This window comes from Micromonospora sp. DT62 (assembly GCF_049847285.1).
Taxonomy (GTDB): Bacteria; Actinomycetota; Actinomycetes; order Mycobacteriales; family Micromonosporaceae; genus Micromonospora; species Micromonospora reichwaldensis.
The window spans coordinates 57,379-72,419 of record NZ_JBNCOB010000013.1 but is presented as its reverse complement, the minus strand read 5'-3'; the positions used below and the strand labels follow the sequence as shown (position 1 = coordinate 72,419).

15 protein-coding genes are annotated in these 15,041 nt (G+C 75.0%); 9 read left to right on the top strand and 6 right to left on the bottom strand.

Annotated elements, in window-relative coordinates; genetic code table 11:
- The first annotated feature begins 42 nt into the window (after positions 1-42).
- The gene (locus tag ACPXCB_RS19090) at positions 43-591 is read left to right on the top strand and encodes a DUF4190 domain-containing protein (RefSeq protein WP_425876998.1); all 549 of its coding nucleotides are present in this window, start codon (positions 43-45) and stop codon (positions 589-591) included.
- Between the two features lie 10 nt (positions 592-601).
- Here the strand turns inward: ACPXCB_RS19090 and ACPXCB_RS19085 are convergent, their stop codons facing one another.
- Positions 602-1,507 carry an SDR family NAD(P)-dependent oxidoreductase gene (locus ACPXCB_RS19085; RefSeq protein ID WP_151454935.1) on the bottom strand — a complete coding sequence of 302 codons (906 nt, stop codon included), beginning with the start codon at positions 1,505-1,507 and terminating at the stop codon, positions 602-604.
- 124 nt (positions 1,508-1,631) lie between these two features.
- On the opposite strand from ACPXCB_RS19085, the gene ACPXCB_RS19080 reads away from it, so the two are divergent.
- Positions 1,632-2,165 carry a DUF4190 domain-containing protein gene (locus ACPXCB_RS19080; RefSeq protein ID WP_425876997.1) on the top strand — a complete coding sequence of 178 codons (534 nt, stop codon included), beginning with the start codon at positions 1,632-1,634 and terminating at the stop codon, positions 2,163-2,165.
- Positions 2,166-2,223: 58 nt separating this feature from the next.
- On the opposite strand, the gene ACPXCB_RS19075 is transcribed toward ACPXCB_RS19080, so the two are convergent.
- Positions 2,224-3,180 carry an HpcH/HpaI aldolase/citrate lyase family protein gene (locus tag ACPXCB_RS19075; RefSeq protein ID WP_425876996.1) on the bottom strand — a complete coding sequence of 319 codons (957 nt, stop codon included), beginning with the start codon at positions 3,178-3,180 and terminating at the stop codon, positions 2,224-2,226.
- 125 nt (positions 3,181-3,305) lie between these two features.
- On the opposite strand from ACPXCB_RS19075, the gene ACPXCB_RS19070 reads away from it, so the two are divergent.
- The 6 genes from ACPXCB_RS19070 to ACPXCB_RS19045 all read left to right on the top strand — a co-directional run bounded on the left by ACPXCB_RS19070 (position 3,306) and on the right by ACPXCB_RS19045 (position 9,237).
- A complete protein-coding gene (locus ACPXCB_RS19070) occupies positions 3,306-4,130 on the top strand; it encodes an SDR family NAD(P)-dependent oxidoreductase (protein ID WP_425876995.1) in 825 nt (274 codons plus the stop codon).
- 74 nt (positions 4,131-4,204) lie between these two features.
- On the top strand, positions 4,205-4,933 hold the full coding sequence (locus ACPXCB_RS19065; RefSeq protein WP_425876994.1) for a GNAT family N-acetyltransferase: 729 nt from the start codon (positions 4,205-4,207) through the stop codon (positions 4,931-4,933).
- A 222-nt stretch (positions 4,934-5,155) separates the two neighbouring features.
- Positions 5,156-6,250, top strand: coding sequence for a SagB family peptide dehydrogenase (locus tag ACPXCB_RS19060; RefSeq protein ID WP_425876993.1), 1,095 nt, complete (start codon positions 5,156-5,158; stop codon positions 6,248-6,250).
- A complete protein-coding gene (locus ACPXCB_RS19055; protein WP_425876992.1) occupies positions 6,247-7,266 on the top strand; it encodes an alanine racemase in 1,020 nt (339 codons plus the stop codon). The genes ACPXCB_RS19060 and ACPXCB_RS19055 overlap by 4 nt, the downstream gene beginning before the upstream one ends.
- Positions 7,263-8,510 (top strand): MFS transporter, encoded by a 1,248-nt coding sequence (locus ACPXCB_RS19050; protein ID WP_425876991.1) that lies wholly within the window; start codon positions 7,263-7,265, stop codon positions 8,508-8,510. Before ACPXCB_RS19055 ends, ACPXCB_RS19050 begins: the two co-directional genes overlap by 4 nt.
- Positions 8,494-9,237, top strand: a complete 744-nt coding sequence (locus ACPXCB_RS19045; protein ID WP_425876990.1) for a class I SAM-dependent DNA methyltransferase — start codon at positions 8,494-8,496, stop codon at positions 9,235-9,237. The genes ACPXCB_RS19050 and ACPXCB_RS19045 overlap by 17 nt, the downstream gene beginning before the upstream one ends.
- A 29-nt stretch (positions 9,238-9,266) precedes the next feature.
- On the opposite strand, the gene ACPXCB_RS19040 is transcribed toward ACPXCB_RS19045, so the two are convergent.
- Both ACPXCB_RS19040 and ACPXCB_RS19035 read right to left on the bottom strand, forming a co-directional pair.
- Complete coding sequence (locus tag ACPXCB_RS19040) at positions 9,267-11,462, bottom strand: APC family permease (RefSeq protein WP_425876989.1); 2,196 nt, start codon at positions 11,460-11,462, stop codon at positions 9,267-9,269.
- 219 nt (positions 11,463-11,681) lie between these two features.
- Positions 11,682-12,653 (bottom strand): DMT family transporter, encoded by a 972-nt coding sequence (locus tag ACPXCB_RS19035; protein ID WP_425876988.1) that lies wholly within the window; start codon positions 12,651-12,653, stop codon positions 11,682-11,684.
- A 97-nt stretch (positions 12,654-12,750) separates the two neighbouring features.
- Here ACPXCB_RS19035 and ACPXCB_RS19030 point away from each other — a divergent pair, with 97 nt between their 5' ends.
- On the top strand, positions 12,751-13,491 hold the full coding sequence (locus ACPXCB_RS19030) for an HAD family hydrolase (RefSeq protein ID WP_425876987.1): 741 nt from the start codon (positions 12,751-12,753) through the stop codon (positions 13,489-13,491).
- Positions 13,492-13,515: 24 nt separating this feature from the next.
- On the opposite strand, the gene ACPXCB_RS19025 is transcribed toward ACPXCB_RS19030, so the two are convergent.
- On the bottom strand, positions 13,516-14,043 hold the full coding sequence (locus ACPXCB_RS19025) for a hypothetical protein (RefSeq protein WP_425876986.1): 528 nt from the start codon (positions 14,041-14,043) through the stop codon (positions 13,516-13,518).
- 118 nt (positions 14,044-14,161) lie between these two features.
- Positions 14,162-15,031, bottom strand: a complete 870-nt coding sequence (locus ACPXCB_RS19020; RefSeq protein ID WP_425876985.1) for a PhzF family phenazine biosynthesis protein — start codon at positions 15,029-15,031, stop codon at positions 14,162-14,164.
- Between the last annotated feature and the right edge of the window lie 10 nt (positions 15,032-15,041).

The window sequence follows — 15,041 nt, the reverse complement described above, 5'->3', positions numbered from 1 at the left end:
TCCGGCAAGAGGGACGCGATCCGCCACCGGCAGGAGGAGACCGTGAGCCAGCCACCGCCATCGGGCCCGCCCGATCCGGACCGGCCGCCGTCACCCTGGGAGCCCCCGCCGGGGCACGACCCGTCGAGCTACGAGCCCCCACCGGAGCCACCGTCGTACGGGCCGCCGTCCTACGAGCAGCCGTCCTACGAAGCGCCGTCCCACGAGCAGCCCGCGTACGGGCAGCCCAGCTACGAGCAGCCCAGCTACGAGCAGCCCGGCGAACCGCCGCACGGGCAGCAGTGGGGACACCAGCCCCCGTACACCCCGCAGACGCCCTACGGGCAGTACGGCCCGCCGTCCGGTCCCCGGGCCGGCGGGACGAACGTGCTGGCCATCCTCTCGCTGGTCTTCGCGTTCGTCTTCTCCCCGGTCGGCATCGTCCTCGGGCACCTGGCCAAGCGGCAGATCCGCACGACGGGCGAGGAGGGTGACCAGCTCGCCACGTGGGGCCTCATCCTCAGCTACGTCATCACCGGGCTCGGCGTGCTGGGCTGCTGCGGCTGGATCGCGCTGATCGCCCTCGCCGGCAACAACGGCCCCAACTACTGAGCCCCGCAGATCAGCGGAACTCGGCCTCACGGACGCTGTTGCCGCCGTCCACCACCAGCATCTGTCCGGTGATGTACGAGGCGGCCGGCGAGCAGAGGAAGACGATCGCCGCGGCCACCTCGTCCGGCGTGCCGGGGCGGCCGACCGGGGTACCGAGGCCCTGCCGGATCTCCGCCACCGTGGAGGCCGCGGTGTGGATGGTGCCCGGTGCGACGGCGTTGACGGTCACCCCGTCGGCGATCATCTCCATCGCCAGCGCCCGGGTCAGCCCGACCACGCCCGCCTTGGCCGCCGCGTAGGCCGCCTCGGTGGGCAGGGCGTTGACCGGCCCGGCGGTGGCCGACAGGTTGACGATCCGGCCCCAGCCCCGCTCGGCCATGCCGCCGATGAAGGCCCGGCTGCACAGGAACGCGGTGGTGAGGTTGCGGTCGATCTCACCGCGCCACTCGTCGTAGCTGAGCTGGGCGACCGGGCGCAGCACCTCGGGGCTGGCCCGGCTGGCCAGACCGGCGTTGTTGACCAGCACCTCGACGTCCCCGAGCTGCTCGGCGACCGCGTCGGCGAGCGCGCCCACCTCCGACTCGTCGGTGAGGTCGGCGACGAAGCCGGTCACGCCCAGCTCGCCGGCCCGGTCGTGGATGCGTCGGGTGGTGGAGACGATGGCCACCCGGGCACCGAGGTCGGCCAGCCGGCGGGCCGTCGCGTACCCGATGCCGTCCGGGCTGCCCGCCCCGGTGACCAGGGCGACCTTCCCGTCGAGGCGCATGGTCACCGGGTCCGGCAGCGGCGCGGGCTCGTCGATGCCGGCGGTGCCCGGCTGGGCGGCGGCGCGGGTGCGCCGGGCCACGCCGGGGCGGCTCGCGTCCCGTCTCGGTCGGCTGCCGGAGCGGTCCGCGGCTCGCGCGTCAATCACCATGCCAGGATCCTGCCCGCTTCCTCCGGCCCGGGCAACGCGGCACACCCGGTGGCGACACCCCGGGCTTTGGCCAGGGCTGACTACCCTGACGGGCGCACCCCCCGCACCCCAACGGAGCAGACGAATGACATATCCCCCGCCCTCCGGCGGCTGGAACGACCCGGCGTGGTCGGGCCAGCAGTCGAGCCCGCCCGCCGACCCCGCCCGCCCGGTGAGCGGTCAACCCGTCCCCGCCCAGCCCACCGGCCCCGACCCGTACGCGTCGGCCGACCCGTACGCCCCGGACCCGTACGCGGGCGGCGACCCGTACGCCGGGATGAAGCACGCCGCCGGGCAGCCCGGGCCCGCCGCCTACCCGCCGGCCTACCCGAACTACGGCTACGCGCCTTCGTTGAGGACCAACGGCCTGGCCATCGCCGCACTGGTGCTCGCCCTGGTCGGCATCGGCTCCTGCATCACCGCGCCGATCGGCGCGATCCTCGGCCACGTCGCGCAGAAGCAGATCCGGGAGACCGGCGAGGGCGGCGAGGGCATGGCGAAGGCCGGCATCATCGTCGGCTGGATCGTCACCGGCCTCTACCTGCTGGTGGTCCTCTTCTACGTGGCGATCATCGTCTTCGCGATCTCCCAGGCCGACACCGGCGGCACCAACTACTGACGCGACGGTGCCGCCCCGGCGCGGACCGGGGCGGCACGGATGTCGGGAGGGGCGGGGGCTACTCCGCCGGCGGGGTGAAGGACGAGGTGCGGGTCATGCCCGCGGCCCGGCCCTTCGCCGCCACCACGAGGGCCATCTTGCGGGACGCCTCGTCGATCATCTCGTCGCCGAGCATCACCGCGCCCAGCCGGCCGCCCGCCTCCGACGTGTAGTGCTCGTACGCGTCGAGGATCAGCTCGGCGTGGTCGTAGTCGGCCTGGGCCGGCGAGTAGACCTCGTTCGCGGCGTCGATCTGGCCCGGGTGCAGCACCCACTTGCCGTCGAAGCCGAGCGCCGCCGAGCGCTTGGCCACCTCGCGGAACGCGTCCACGTCGCGGATCTGCAGGAACGGGCCGTCGATGGCCTGCTTGTCGTGCATCCGGGCCGCCATCAGGATGCGCATGAGGATGTAGTGGTAGGGGTCGCCCGGGTAGTCCGGGATGAGCGCGCCGACCACCAGGGACTTCATGTTGATCGAGGCCATGAAGTCGGCCGGACCGAAGATGATGGTCTCGACCCGGGGCGAGGCGGCCGCGATGGCGTCGATGTTGACCAGGCCGGCGGCGTTCTCGATCTGCGCCTCGATGCCGATCCGGCCGACCTCCAGGCCGAGCGTCTTCTCCAGCTGGGTCAGGGTCATGTCGAGCCACTGCACCTGGGCCGCGTTCTGCACCTTCGGCAGCATGACGCAGTCGAGGTTGGCGCCGGCGCCCTCCACCACGTCGATGACGTCCCGGTAGGTCCACGGCGTGGTCAGGTCGTTGACCCGGACGACGCGGGTCTTGCCCGACCAGTCGCCCTCGTTGAGCGCCGCGACGATGTTCTTTCGGGCATCGGGCTTGGCGAGCGGGGCGACCGAGTCCTCCAGGTCCAGGAAGACCTGGTCGGCCGGGAGCCCCTGGGCCTTGCCGAGCATCTTGACGCTGGAGCCGGGTACCGCGAGGCAGGACCGACGGGGGCGACCGACTGCGGCCATGGATGCGCTCCTTCCAGCGTGCGCGGGCACGCCGACGTCACCTGACGAAATGCGAGGGCTTGACGATCCCAAAGGTCTTTGTGACGCCACGGTAACCTCGTGCCGTGACCGGGGTGAATGGACCTGTGGAAGATCTCACTGGGCGTCGGATCGTGGTGGTGACCGGGGCCAGTTCCGGCATCGGGCTGGCGGCCGCCGTCGACCTGGCGCGCCGCGGTGACCAGGTGGTACTGGTCGGCCGGGACCCGGCCCGGCTGCAGGCCGCGGCGGAACAGGTGCGGGAGGCGTCCGGCGAGCGACCGGAGCTGTTCCGGGCCGACTTCGCGGTGCTGGACGACGTCCGCCGGCTGGCCGGCAAGCTGCGCGAGGCGTACGACCGGATCGACGTGCTCGCCAACAACGCCGGGGCGATCGCGCTCCAGCCGCTCACCACGGTCGACGGCTTCGAGCTGTCGATCCAGGCCAACCACCTGGCCCCGTTCCTGCTCAGCAACCTGCTGCGCGACCGGATCGGCCGGATGGTGGTGACCGCCTCGGGCGCGCACCGCAGCGGCGTGCTCGACCCGGCCGACCTGAACGCCGCGCTGCGCCGCTACCGGCCCATGCAGGCGTACGGCACCAGCAAGCAGGCGAACATCCTCTTCACGGCCGAGGCGGCCCGGCGCTGGCCGGAGATCCCCGCGTACTCCTTCCATCCGGGGGTGGTGCGCAGCCGGTTCGGCAACGACAACCGGCTGGTCGCCCTGGGCATGCGGATCCTGCCGCTGCGCAGCCCGGAGAAGGGCGCGGAGACGCTGGTCTGGCTGGCCAACCAGGACCCGGAGCGGCTGGTGACGGGCGGCTACCACCTCGACCGGCGGCTACGCCGACCGCTGCCCAAGGCGACCGACCCGCAGCTCGCCGCCCGGCTCTGGGCGGCCAGCGCCGAGGCGGTCGGCATCGCCGGATAGCGGGGCCCGCCCGGCAGGCGGCGCCGCCGGATTTGCGGTGTCACCGGGGGCGGGGCGCTGCGATACTCCGCCGCATGACCACCACGGGGAACGACGCCGGCGCCCTCCTGCGCGTGCTCGGCGAGGACAAGGAACTCCAGGGGCGGCTCGACGCCGAGCTGACCGTCTTCAACAACCGGGCGACCGGTGCGGACGACGAGGCCGGCCTCTGCGTCCGGGTCGACGACGCCGGCGGCGAGCTGGTGGCCGGCCTGACCGGGTGGACCTGGGGCGGCTGCGCCGGGATCAACATGGTGTGGGTGCGTGAGGACCGCCGCGCCGAGGGCTGGGGCGGCCGGCTGCTGCGGGCCGCCGAGGACGAGGCCCGCCGGCGCGGCTGCACGGAGATCTCGGTCTCCTCGTTCTCGTTCCAGGCACCGGAGTTCTACCGCCGGCACGGCTACCTCGACACGGGCCGCCGGGAGGGCATCCCCGGCGGCCACGTCGACCACCACTTCTTCAAGTCGCTGGTCACCGACCCGGCCGCCGCCGTGCGCCTGGTGGCGCTGGTGGAGCTGGCCCCCGACTCGGTCGAGGCCGGTCAGCGGTACGAGGACGCGGTGCTCGGCCTGCTCGGGCGGCACGGCGGGCGGCTGGAGCGTCGGCAGCGCACCGGCGACGGGCGTACGGAGGTGCACCTGATCCGGTTCGACACCCGCGACGGCTACGACGGTTTCCTGGCCGACCCGGAGCGGGCGGCGTTGCGCGAAGAACTGGGCGACGCCGCCCCGACCACCCGGGTGCTGGAGGTCCACGAGGTCTGAGGCGGCGCGGGAGCGAGCCGACCCGCTCCGCGCCGACGGGTGTGTTCACAGTGGACGGTCTGATACGGTGCATCGCAGTGATCAACGCCGATTAGTGAGGGGAGCTCCCGCATGACCGAGCAGATCGAGGCCTTCGAGCCGGTGGCGTCCGACGACTACGACCAGGAACTGACCTGCCTGGAGCCTCCGGTCGAGGTCTGACCGGTCGAAGCCTGAGTAGTCATGCGTGTCCGTGTGTCGCGGCTGGTCGTCTTCCTGTGGCGTGACGGTCAACTGGTCTGCGACGACCCGCTGAGGCACCGGCAGTTCGCGTTGACTGTGGAGGCGGAGAGGCTGCTGCGCGACTACGCCGACTGGGCCGAGCCCGAAGGCCGACTCGCGCAGCAGCTCCTCGACGCCCACGTGCTCGTCGCCGAGGGTTCGCCGGAGCACGCCCGGGAGGAACGCCTCGGCGCGTGGCGCGACCTGGGACCGGCAGCCACCTACTACCACCTGGCCAGCCGTACGCTCGGCAGCGACGTCTTCCGCTCGGCGGCGCAGGACGCGGCGGTGCTGCGCGCCAAGTCCGGCCAGCCGGATCCGGTCAGGGAGCACGACGGGCCACGCATCGCCCTGCCCCCCGCCGACCCGCCCGTCGTCGACTTCACCACGGTCCTCGCGGCCCGGCGCTCGACCCGATGGTTCGACCCGGACCGCCCGGTGCCACTGCCCGCGTTCGCCGCCCTGCTGCGCTGGACGGCCGGGGTGCGGCGCGAGGTGGACGTCTCCGGGGTCGGGACGGCGCTGCTCAAGACCGTTCCCTCCGGCGGGGCCCGCCACCCGGTCGAGGTCTACCCGGTGGTCCGCGACGTGGCGGGGCTGGAACCCGGGATCTACCACTACGCGGTGCGCCGCCACGAGCTGGTGCGCCTCGCGCCCGCCCCCGCCGAGGACCGGCTGCGCGAGTGGTGCGGCGGGCAGCCGCACGCCGCCCAGGCCGGCTTCCTGCTGATGTACGCGGCGGTGCTCGACCGGACCGTGTGGAAGTACCCGGCCGCCCGCGCGTACCGGGCGCTCCTGCTCGACGTCGGTCATCTGAGCCAGACCGTGTACCTCACCGCGACGGCGCTCGGGCTCGGGACGTTCTTCACCGCCGCCACCCGCGACGCGCCCGTCGAGGACGCCCTCGGGCTGTCCTGGCCGGACGAGGCCTTCCTCGGCGTCTCCGGCGTCGGCGTGCCGCATCCCGCCGAGCGGGACCGTCAGGCGGCGATGCTCGCCGGCGGCGACGCGGCGTTCTCCTTCCCGCCGGACGCCTGGCACGGGCGCGGCGAATGACGCCGCGGGTGACCGTCGACCTGGCCCGGCTGGACGCGAACGTCGCGCGGTACGGCCGGCGGGTGGCCGAGGCCGGCGTCGCCCTGCGCGCGCACGTCAAGGGGCACCGGAGTCCCGAGATCGCCGCCCGGCAGGTGGCCGCGGGCGCGGTGGGCGTCGCGGTGCACTCGGCGGCCGAGGCCGAGGCCTACCTGGCGGTGGGCGTGACGGACGTGGCGGTGGCGTGGCCCTGGCGTGACGCGTGGCGGTGGACCAGGTTCGCCCAGCTCGCGCGGCACTGCGCGGTGACGGTGCACGTGGACCACCCCGACGCGGTGGCCGGGCTCGGCGCGGCGGCCGAGGCCCACGGCGTCGAACTCGGCGTACGCGTCGAGGTCGACACCGGCCTGCACCGCGTCGGTGTCGACCCCGACGCCGCCGTGGGGCTGGCCGCCACGGTCGCGAAGACCGGCGGGCTGCGGATGGCGGGCGTCACCGGCTACGTGGGGATCACCGATCCCGCCGCCGCCCGCGACCGGACCGACCTGGGCCGCCGCCAGGCGCGCCTGCTGGTGTCGGTCGCCGAGCGGATCCGCGCGGCCGGGTCGCCCTGCCCGGCCGTCAGCGTCGGGGGCACCCCGACCCTCGCCGGCGTGCTGGACGTCGCCGGCGTGACCGAGGTCTGCGCCGGGGCGTACGCGCTGCTCGACGGCGGCTTCGCCCGGCTGGGCGAGTGCGAGCCCGGGGCGGTCGCGATATCCGTCACCACGACCGTCACCGGCACCGACGGGCAGGTGCTGCGCACCGACGCCGACGAGCTGCTGGCGGGCGCCGACCAGACCTGGATGAGCGGTGTCGTGCTGACCGCACCCGACGGCGGGCCGGTCGACGCGGGGTCGGTGGCGGTGGGCGACGAACTGCGGGTGCTGCCCGGACACGTGTGCCCCGTGGTGGCCCGCCGGCCGCTGCTGCACGTGCTCGACGCCGGCGAGCCGGTGGCGCGGTGGCAGGCGATCGTCCGCCCGGACCGGGCATGACCGACACCGTCGCGTCCGTGGACCGCCCGGCGGACCCGCTGCGCGAGCGCCGGTTCGTCCTGTTCGCCACGGCCAGGACGATCTCCGTCTTCGGCAACGCGATGGGCCCGCTCGCGCTGACCTTCGCCGTGCTCGACCTTCCCGGCGGATCGCCCACGGCGCTGTCGCTCGTGCTCGCCGCGATCTCGGTGCCCCGGATCGCGCTGATGCTGCTCGGCGGCGTCATCGGCGACCGGCTGCCGCGCCACCGCGTACTCGTGGCGGCGGAACTGATGTGCGGTACGGCGTACGGCGCGATGACCGTCCTCGTCCTGAGCGGGCGGGCCAGCGTCGCCGCCCTCGCCGTCTGCGCGGCCGTCGCCGGCACCGCCTCCGCGCTGCTGCTGCCCTCGCTCAACGGACTGACCGCCGAACTCGTCGCGCCGCAGGCGCGCCAGCGCGGCAACGCCCTGCTGCGGCTCGGCACGAACACCGCCACGGTGGCGGGCTTCACGGCGGGCGGCGCGCTGATCACCTGGCTGGGACCGGGCTGGGCGCTGGCCCTCGACGCCGCAACGTTCGCCGTCGCCGCCGGACTCCTCGCGCGGCTGCGCCTCGCCGCGACGACCCGGCCGGCCGGGCGGAACCTGCCGGCCGAACTGCGCGACGGCTGGCGCGAGTTCGTCCGGCGGCGATGGCTGTGGCAGATCGTGCTCGCCGCAGCGGTGGTCAACGCCGCCGTCGGGGTCACCCTCGGGCTCGCGGGGCCGCTGCTCGCCAGGGCGCACCTGGGCGGCGCGGGCGCCTGGTCCGGCGTCCTGGCCGGGTACGCGGTCGGCATGTTCGCCGGCGTGCTGGTGGCGATGCGGATCAGGACGACCCGCCCCCTGCGTACGGCCGTCCTCGCCGTGTCGCTGCTGGGGCTGCCGGCGCTGCTGCTCGGAGCCGGTGCCGCCCTGCCGCTCGTGATCCTCGCCGCCGTGCTGGCCGGGGTGGCCTTCGACGTCTTCGGCGTGCTGTGGGAGACGACCGTCCAGTCCGAGGTGCCGACGGAGGCGATGTCCCGCGTGAGCGCGTACGAGTGGCTGGGGGCGGTGGGACTGGGCCCGCCCGTCATGATCGCCGCCGGTCTCGTCGTGCCCGCGATCGGCGTGCGGACGGCCCTGCTCGCCCTGGCCGCGGTGATCTTCGTGGCCGCGCTCGTCCCGTTGGCCAGTTCCACCGTCCGGCACTACGAAAGGCAACCCGATGGCCGAGTACGTTGACGCCTTCGTCACGGCGTATGACCGCTTCTGGGCGCCGTACCCCGAGCGGATGGGCGAGGCGTGGCTGCGGCTGCACGCGCACGTCGCACCCGGGTCGGAGCTGAGCCTGCTGGATGTCGGCTGCGGCACCGGCATCGTGGCCGCCCGGTTCGCCGCCGCCGGCTACCGGGTCGTCGGGGTCGACGTCTCCGCGGCGATGATCGCCCGCGCCCGGGAACGGCTGGCCGGCACCGACGCGGTACTCATCGCCGCGGACGCCGCGGACTTCGAGGTGCCGCACCCCTGCGCGTTCGCGGTCTCCACGTACGACGTCCTCAACCACGTCGGCGACATCGACCGGGTCCGCGCCTACCTGCGCTGCGTGCACCGGGCGGTCGCGCCGGGCGGCTGGTTCGGCTTCGACATGTCCACGACGAGGGGACTCCTCGCCGACGTCCCCCCGGTCGCCCGGCAGGACGGCACCGTCTCGGTCGAGGTGTCCCGGGGCCCGCTCGACGGCGACCGCCGCCCGCTGCACGTCACCGGGGAGCTGCGCACCGACGACGGCCGCACGGCCCCCTTCACCACGACGATCACCAACACCGCCCACCCCGTGGCCGACGTGCTCTCCGCCCTGGCCGACGCCGGCTGGACGACGAGCCACGTCGCCGCCATCGACGACCTGCTCACCCCGGTACCCGACCCGGAGGCGCTGCCCCGGGTCGCCGTACTCGCCCGACGCGACTGACGACGCGCCGCCGCCGTCCCTCGGGGCCGCTACCCGCCCGGGTGCACCGGGAGGCTGGTGACCACCACCCCCGGCAGCCGGCGCAGCGCCGTACGCAGCCGCTGCTCGGTGCGGCTGTGCAGCAGCCGGTGCCAACGGCTGCGCACCACCACCTCCGGCACGACCACGGTCAGCACCAGATCGGCCCGGGAGGCGTGCAGCGCCTCCAGGTAGTGCGCGAGCGGCCCGACCACCGCCCGGTACGGGGACACGATCGTCTCCAGCCGCAGGTGGTCGCCCCACGCCCGCCACTGCTCCCGGAACCGGTCCGCCTCCGGCTCCTCGGGGGCGATGTGCACGGCCAGCGTCGGCTGCCCGAGCGAGGCCGCGTACGCCAGGGCCCGCAGCGAGGCCCGGTTCAGCCGGGCGACCGGCACCACCACGAGGTGGCGTACCTGCTCGGGCAGTTCCTCGTCCTCCGGTGCGGCGGGCCCGGCGGCGGGCGGCGGGGCCGGCACCACCGGCGGCCCGGGCGCCGGGCCGCCCGGCGGCGGGTGCAGCGCCAGGGACCGGTGCAGCCGCCGGTAGTGCCGGTGGATGGCCCGGAACAGCAGGACCAGCAGCGGCACGGCGACGACCACCACCCAGGCGCCCTCGGTGAACTTGGTGACCGCGGCGGTCACCAGCACGAGGCCGGAGAAGGTGCCGCCCACCGCGTTGATCGTCGCCCGGCGGCGCCAGCCGGGGCCGCGCCGGCGTCGCCAGTGCAGGACCATCCCGGCCTGGGACAGGGTGAAGGCGAGGAACACCCCGACCGCGTAGAGCGGGATCAACGCCTCGGTGTGCCCGCGGAAGGCCACCAGGATCACCGCCGCCGTGACGGTGAGCGCCACCAGCCCGTTGCTGAAGGCGAGCCGGTCGCCCATGTGCAGGAACCGGCGCGGCGCGTGCCCGTCCCTAGCCATGAAGAAGAGCAGGCGGGGGAAGTCGTTGAAGGCGGTGTTCGCGGCCAGCAGCAGGATCAGCGCGGTGGCGGCCTGGATCAGGGCGTACCAGGGACCGCTGGGAAACGTGACCCGGGCCAGTTGGGAGAGGAGCGACTGCTCGGCGGCGGGCACCAGCCCGGACAGGTGGATCAACCCGACGAGGCCGCCGAAGAACAGCACCAGCATCGCGACCATCCAGGTGAGCGTGGTGCGCGAGTTGCGCCACTCGGGAGGCCGGAACGCCGGAACCGCGTTGGAGACCGCCTCGATGCCGGTCATCGAGACCGCGCCGGAGGAGAACGCGCGGAGCACCAGCAGCAGCCCCAACCCCTCCACGGCCGGCACCGGCGGCGGGGCCATCGGGACGAAACCCCGCCCGGCCGCGCGGAACCAGCCGACCGCGAGCAACGCCAGCAGCGCGACCACGAAGGCGTACGTGGGCAGCACGAAGAGGTTGCCGGCGGCCCGTACGCCGCGCAGGTTGCCCGCCAGCAGCAGACCGATCGCGGCCAGCCCGAGGGGCACCGTCCAGGCGGCCAGTCCCGGCATCGCCGAGGTGATCGCCCTGATGCCGGCGGAGACGGACACCGCCACGGTGAGCACGTAGTCCGTCATCAGTCCCGCCGCCGCGGCCAGCCCCGCCCCCGCGCCCAGGTTGTCGCCCGCCACGATGTACGACCCGGCCCCGTGCGGGTAGGCGGCGACGGTCTGCCGGTAGGAGACGCCGACCGCGATCATGAGCAGCGCCAGCCCGGCGGCCAGCGGCAGGGACAGCCCGAGCGCCCCGCTGCCGGCGAGCAGCAGCACGGCGAGCATCGCCTCCGGCCCGTACGCCACCGAACTGAGCAGGTCGGAGGAGAGCACCGGCAGGGCCACCAGCTTGCGCATCCGCTCGTAGACCACGGCGGCGCTGCTCAGCGGCGGCCCGAACAGCGCCCGCCGCAGCCGCGTGGTCGCCCGGCCGAGCCGGCTGCCGGGCAGGTTGGCCGGCGCGGTGGCGACCAGTTCGTCCGGCTCCCCGACCCGGAACATCGCGATCGGGGCGAGGCGGCCGAACCGCGTCGGGGCCGGCCGGTCGGGGTGCCGGCGCAGCGTCGGGTCCACCGGCAGCGTGTCCGCGCCGGGCGGTCGGCCCCGCCGGGCGGCCCGCCACCGGTCGCCGATCCGGCGTAGAGCCCGCAGCTCGTCCGGGTCGAGCGGCGGGAACTCGGCCGACGGCGTGACGGTCGTGCCGCCCTCGTCGCCGTCCCGCTCCGCCATCCGCCTTCCCGCCGCCGCGTGCCCTCCCTCGCACTCTCACGGATGCCGCCGGATCAGGCAGGCGGAACGGCCGTTCCCGCGCCGAAGGAGTGGCCGTTCGCCGGCTGGGTGGCCGTCCGGCGGCAGGGGTGGACGGCGGCGGGCCAGGTGGCCCCCGTCCGGCCGCCGGATGGACGGCTGCGGGCCGGGGGCCGTTCGGCGGCAGGGGCCGTTCGGCGGTCAGTCGGGCGGTGGGCCGGCGTCGGCGGGGACGGTGGTGGTGACCGGGCGGACGCGGCGGGCCGAGCGGGCGCCGCCGAGCACCACCACGGCGACGCCGGCCAGCAGCAGCCCCAGCCCGGCCAGGGCGGTCACCCCGGGCAGCTGACCCAGCCAGGCCCAGCCGATCAGGGCCGCGCCCGGGGCCTCCAGCAGGGCCAGCACGCTGACCGTTGTCGCCGAGACCTTCTTCAGGGCGTAGTTGAACATCGAGTGCCCGAGCAGCTGGGCCCCGGCCACCAGGGCCAGCACGACGAGCCAGGTGCCGGTGTCGAAGCCGGTCAGCGGCACCCGGCCGACCAGGCAGACCACGAGCAGGACCAGGGCGCAGACCCCGTAGCAGACGGTGGTGTAGGTGGTCGTGCTGATCGTCGTACGGGCCCGCTCGCCGAGCGCGGTGTAGACCGCCGCGAACAGGCCGCCGGCCACTGCGAGCAGGTCGCCGGCCACGGCCCGGCCGGAGACAGCGAAGTCCGCCCCGGTCGCCACGACCGCACCCGCGACCGCCACCCCGATGCCGACCCAGACGGCGCCCGGCAGCCGACGGCCCTGGGCGCGGGCGATCAGCCCCTGCCAGACCGGCTGGGTGGCGCAGAGCGCGGTCGCCGCCGCGACCGAGGTGAGCTTGGTACTGGGCATCCAGGTGGCGAAGTGCGCGGCGAGCGCGACCCCCGACAGCACGCAGTAGACGCCCTCGCGCCGACCGGCGCCGACGGTCAGCGACCGGAACTCGGCGCGTCGCCGGGCCGCCGAGAACGGGCCGAGCACGGCGACCGAGAGCAGGTTGCGCCAGAACGCGACGGCCAGCGCCGGTGCCGCCGCGACGGCCACCAGCGGCGCGGACGACGAGACGGCGACGACGGCCAGAACGAGCGCCCCGGTGGTCGCCGGGTGGAACGACGGGCGGTGCGCTGCGGGGGACACGGGGAGCAATCCTCACACGCCACGGGCCGACACGTACCGTCAGCACTCCGTTACGATCATGCCTGTCCGCGCCGGCGATTCCCCTACCGCCCGGAGGCGCTCCCCCATGCCCACCTACCAGGCGGTCCTGTTCGACTTCTTCGGCACGCTGACCCGCTCCGTCCAGCGGGGCGTGGCCCACCGGTCGACCGCCGAGCTGCTCGGCTGCGCCCCGCACACGCTCGTCGACGTGCTCGACCGCACCTACTACGAACGGGCCTGCGGGCGGTTCGGCAACGCCGAGGCGACCCTGCGCTGGGTCTGCGAGCAGGCCGGCGTGCACCCCTCCGAGGACGCGATCCGCTCGGCGGTCGCCTCCCGCCACCGGGCCATCCGCGCCGACACCCGGCTGCGCGACGAGGCGGTGCCCACGCTCGCCGCGCTACGGGGGCTCGGCCTGCGTACGGGAGTGATCAGCGACTGCACGCACGAGCTGCCGGCGTTCCTGCCGCAACTGCCGATCGCCCCGCTGCTCGACGTGCGGGTCTTCTCCGTGCAGGTGGGGCGCTGCAAGCCGGACCCGGCGCTCTACCAGGCGGCGTGCCGGCGGCTCGACCTGGGGCCAGCGGACTGCCTCTACGTCGGCGACGGCGGCAGCCAGGAGCTGACCGGGGCGGAGCGGGCCGGGATGACAGCCGTGCGGCTGGCCGCGCCGGACCTGGCCGGCCACATGGTGTTCAACGCCGACGAGGACTGGATCGGGCCGGTGCTGCGCTCGCTCGACGAGGTGGTCGACCTCGTCGAGCGGGTGCCGGGGCGGGCAGGCGTGCCCGTGCCGGCGGTACCGGCGGGCTGCGTCTCCGCGTGAAACCCGGGACCCGGGCCGGACGCCTCAGCGGCGGCGGACCCGGTGCAGGCGGAACGGCTTGCGGGTCGCCCGGACCGCCGGCGTCTCGCGGGGCACCTCGGCCAGCGAGTCCGCGGGCAGCCCGGCGCCGGCGAGCGGCTCACCGGCCGGCTCCAGCCGGTTCACCGCGCAGCCGTCGGTCGCCCAGCGCTCCACCAGCTCCGCCGCGGGCCCGGACGCGTTGAGCCGCTTCGCGGCCACCAGCGGCGCGGTCGTCTCCCAGTGCTCGGTGCCGGGCGCCAGGCGGCTCACCCGCGCCGGCCAGGTGACGATCCGCCCGCCGTGGTCACCGCGCAGGGTGACCTGCGCCTCGGTCGCGTCGGCCAGCCCCGGGGCGGACTGCTCCCCGGGGCCGCTGACCACGAAGAGCGCCCCCTCCAGGGGCAGGCACCACAGCGCGAGCGCCGGCCCGCCGGGCACGCTCACCCAGGCCACGGCGGCCTTCTTCATCGCCTCGTCGACCAGCGGCGTGCTGGTCCGCTCCGCGTCGGTCACCCTCGCATCCTCCCGCATCCATCCCCGTCCCGTCAGTGCCGCCCGGGGTCCGGCGCGCGCCGCCCTCGACGCGGTCGGCACGCACGGCACGGGCACGACGCCGGGCGATCCGATCCGGCGGCCCGGATCGCGCAGGTCAGCCGACGAACGGCGGGACCGTGATCTCGCCCCGGGCCACCGGTACGACGTGCCCGGCCACGGTGGCGCCCACCGCCTGACCGTCCTCGGCGGTCACCGTGCAGGTCAGCACGGACGGGCGGTTGATCTCGACGCCCTGGTGGACGGTGTACCCCGCGCGCCCGTCGGCGGGCAGCAGGCCGCTGGCGACCAGCCACACCCCCAGGCCCAGGGCCGCCGAGCCGGTGGCCGGGTCCTCCGGCACACCCAACCCGGGGACGAATACCCGGGCGTGCGCGGTTTGAGCGGCGGCGTCCCAGGAGAAGACGCTGACGTGCTCCACTCCGTACCGCTGCGCCGCCGCCGCGTTGACCCGTGCGCGGGCCACCGCGTCCGGGCGGACCGGGAGGTAGGGGAACTCCAGCCCGCAGCCGGCCACCCGGGGCGCCGGGCCGACGTGGTCGTCCGCGTCCAGGCCGGCCATCTCCAGCAGCGGTTCCGGGTCCAGCTCGGGGCCGAGGGTGGGTACGCCGCCGGTGAGCGTGGCCGCGGTCGCGGTCACCTCGATCGGCAGTACGCCCGCCCCACATTCCTGGGTGACCTGCCCCACACCGAACATGCCACGGCGGCTGGCGGTCACCGCCGCGCCGACGCTGGGGTGACCGGCGAAGGGCAGCTCCTCCGCCGGGGTGAAGATGCGGGCCCGGTAGGTGGCGCCGACCTGGGTGGGCGGGAGCACGAACACCGTCTCGGAGAGGTTGAACTCCAGCGCGAGCGCCTGCATCTGCTCGGTGGCCAGCCCTTCGGCGCCGAACACCACCGCCAGCGGGTTGCCGGCAAACGGGCGGTCGGTGAAGACGTCCACGATCTCGTAGGCCAAGGTCGACATGTTGATAAAC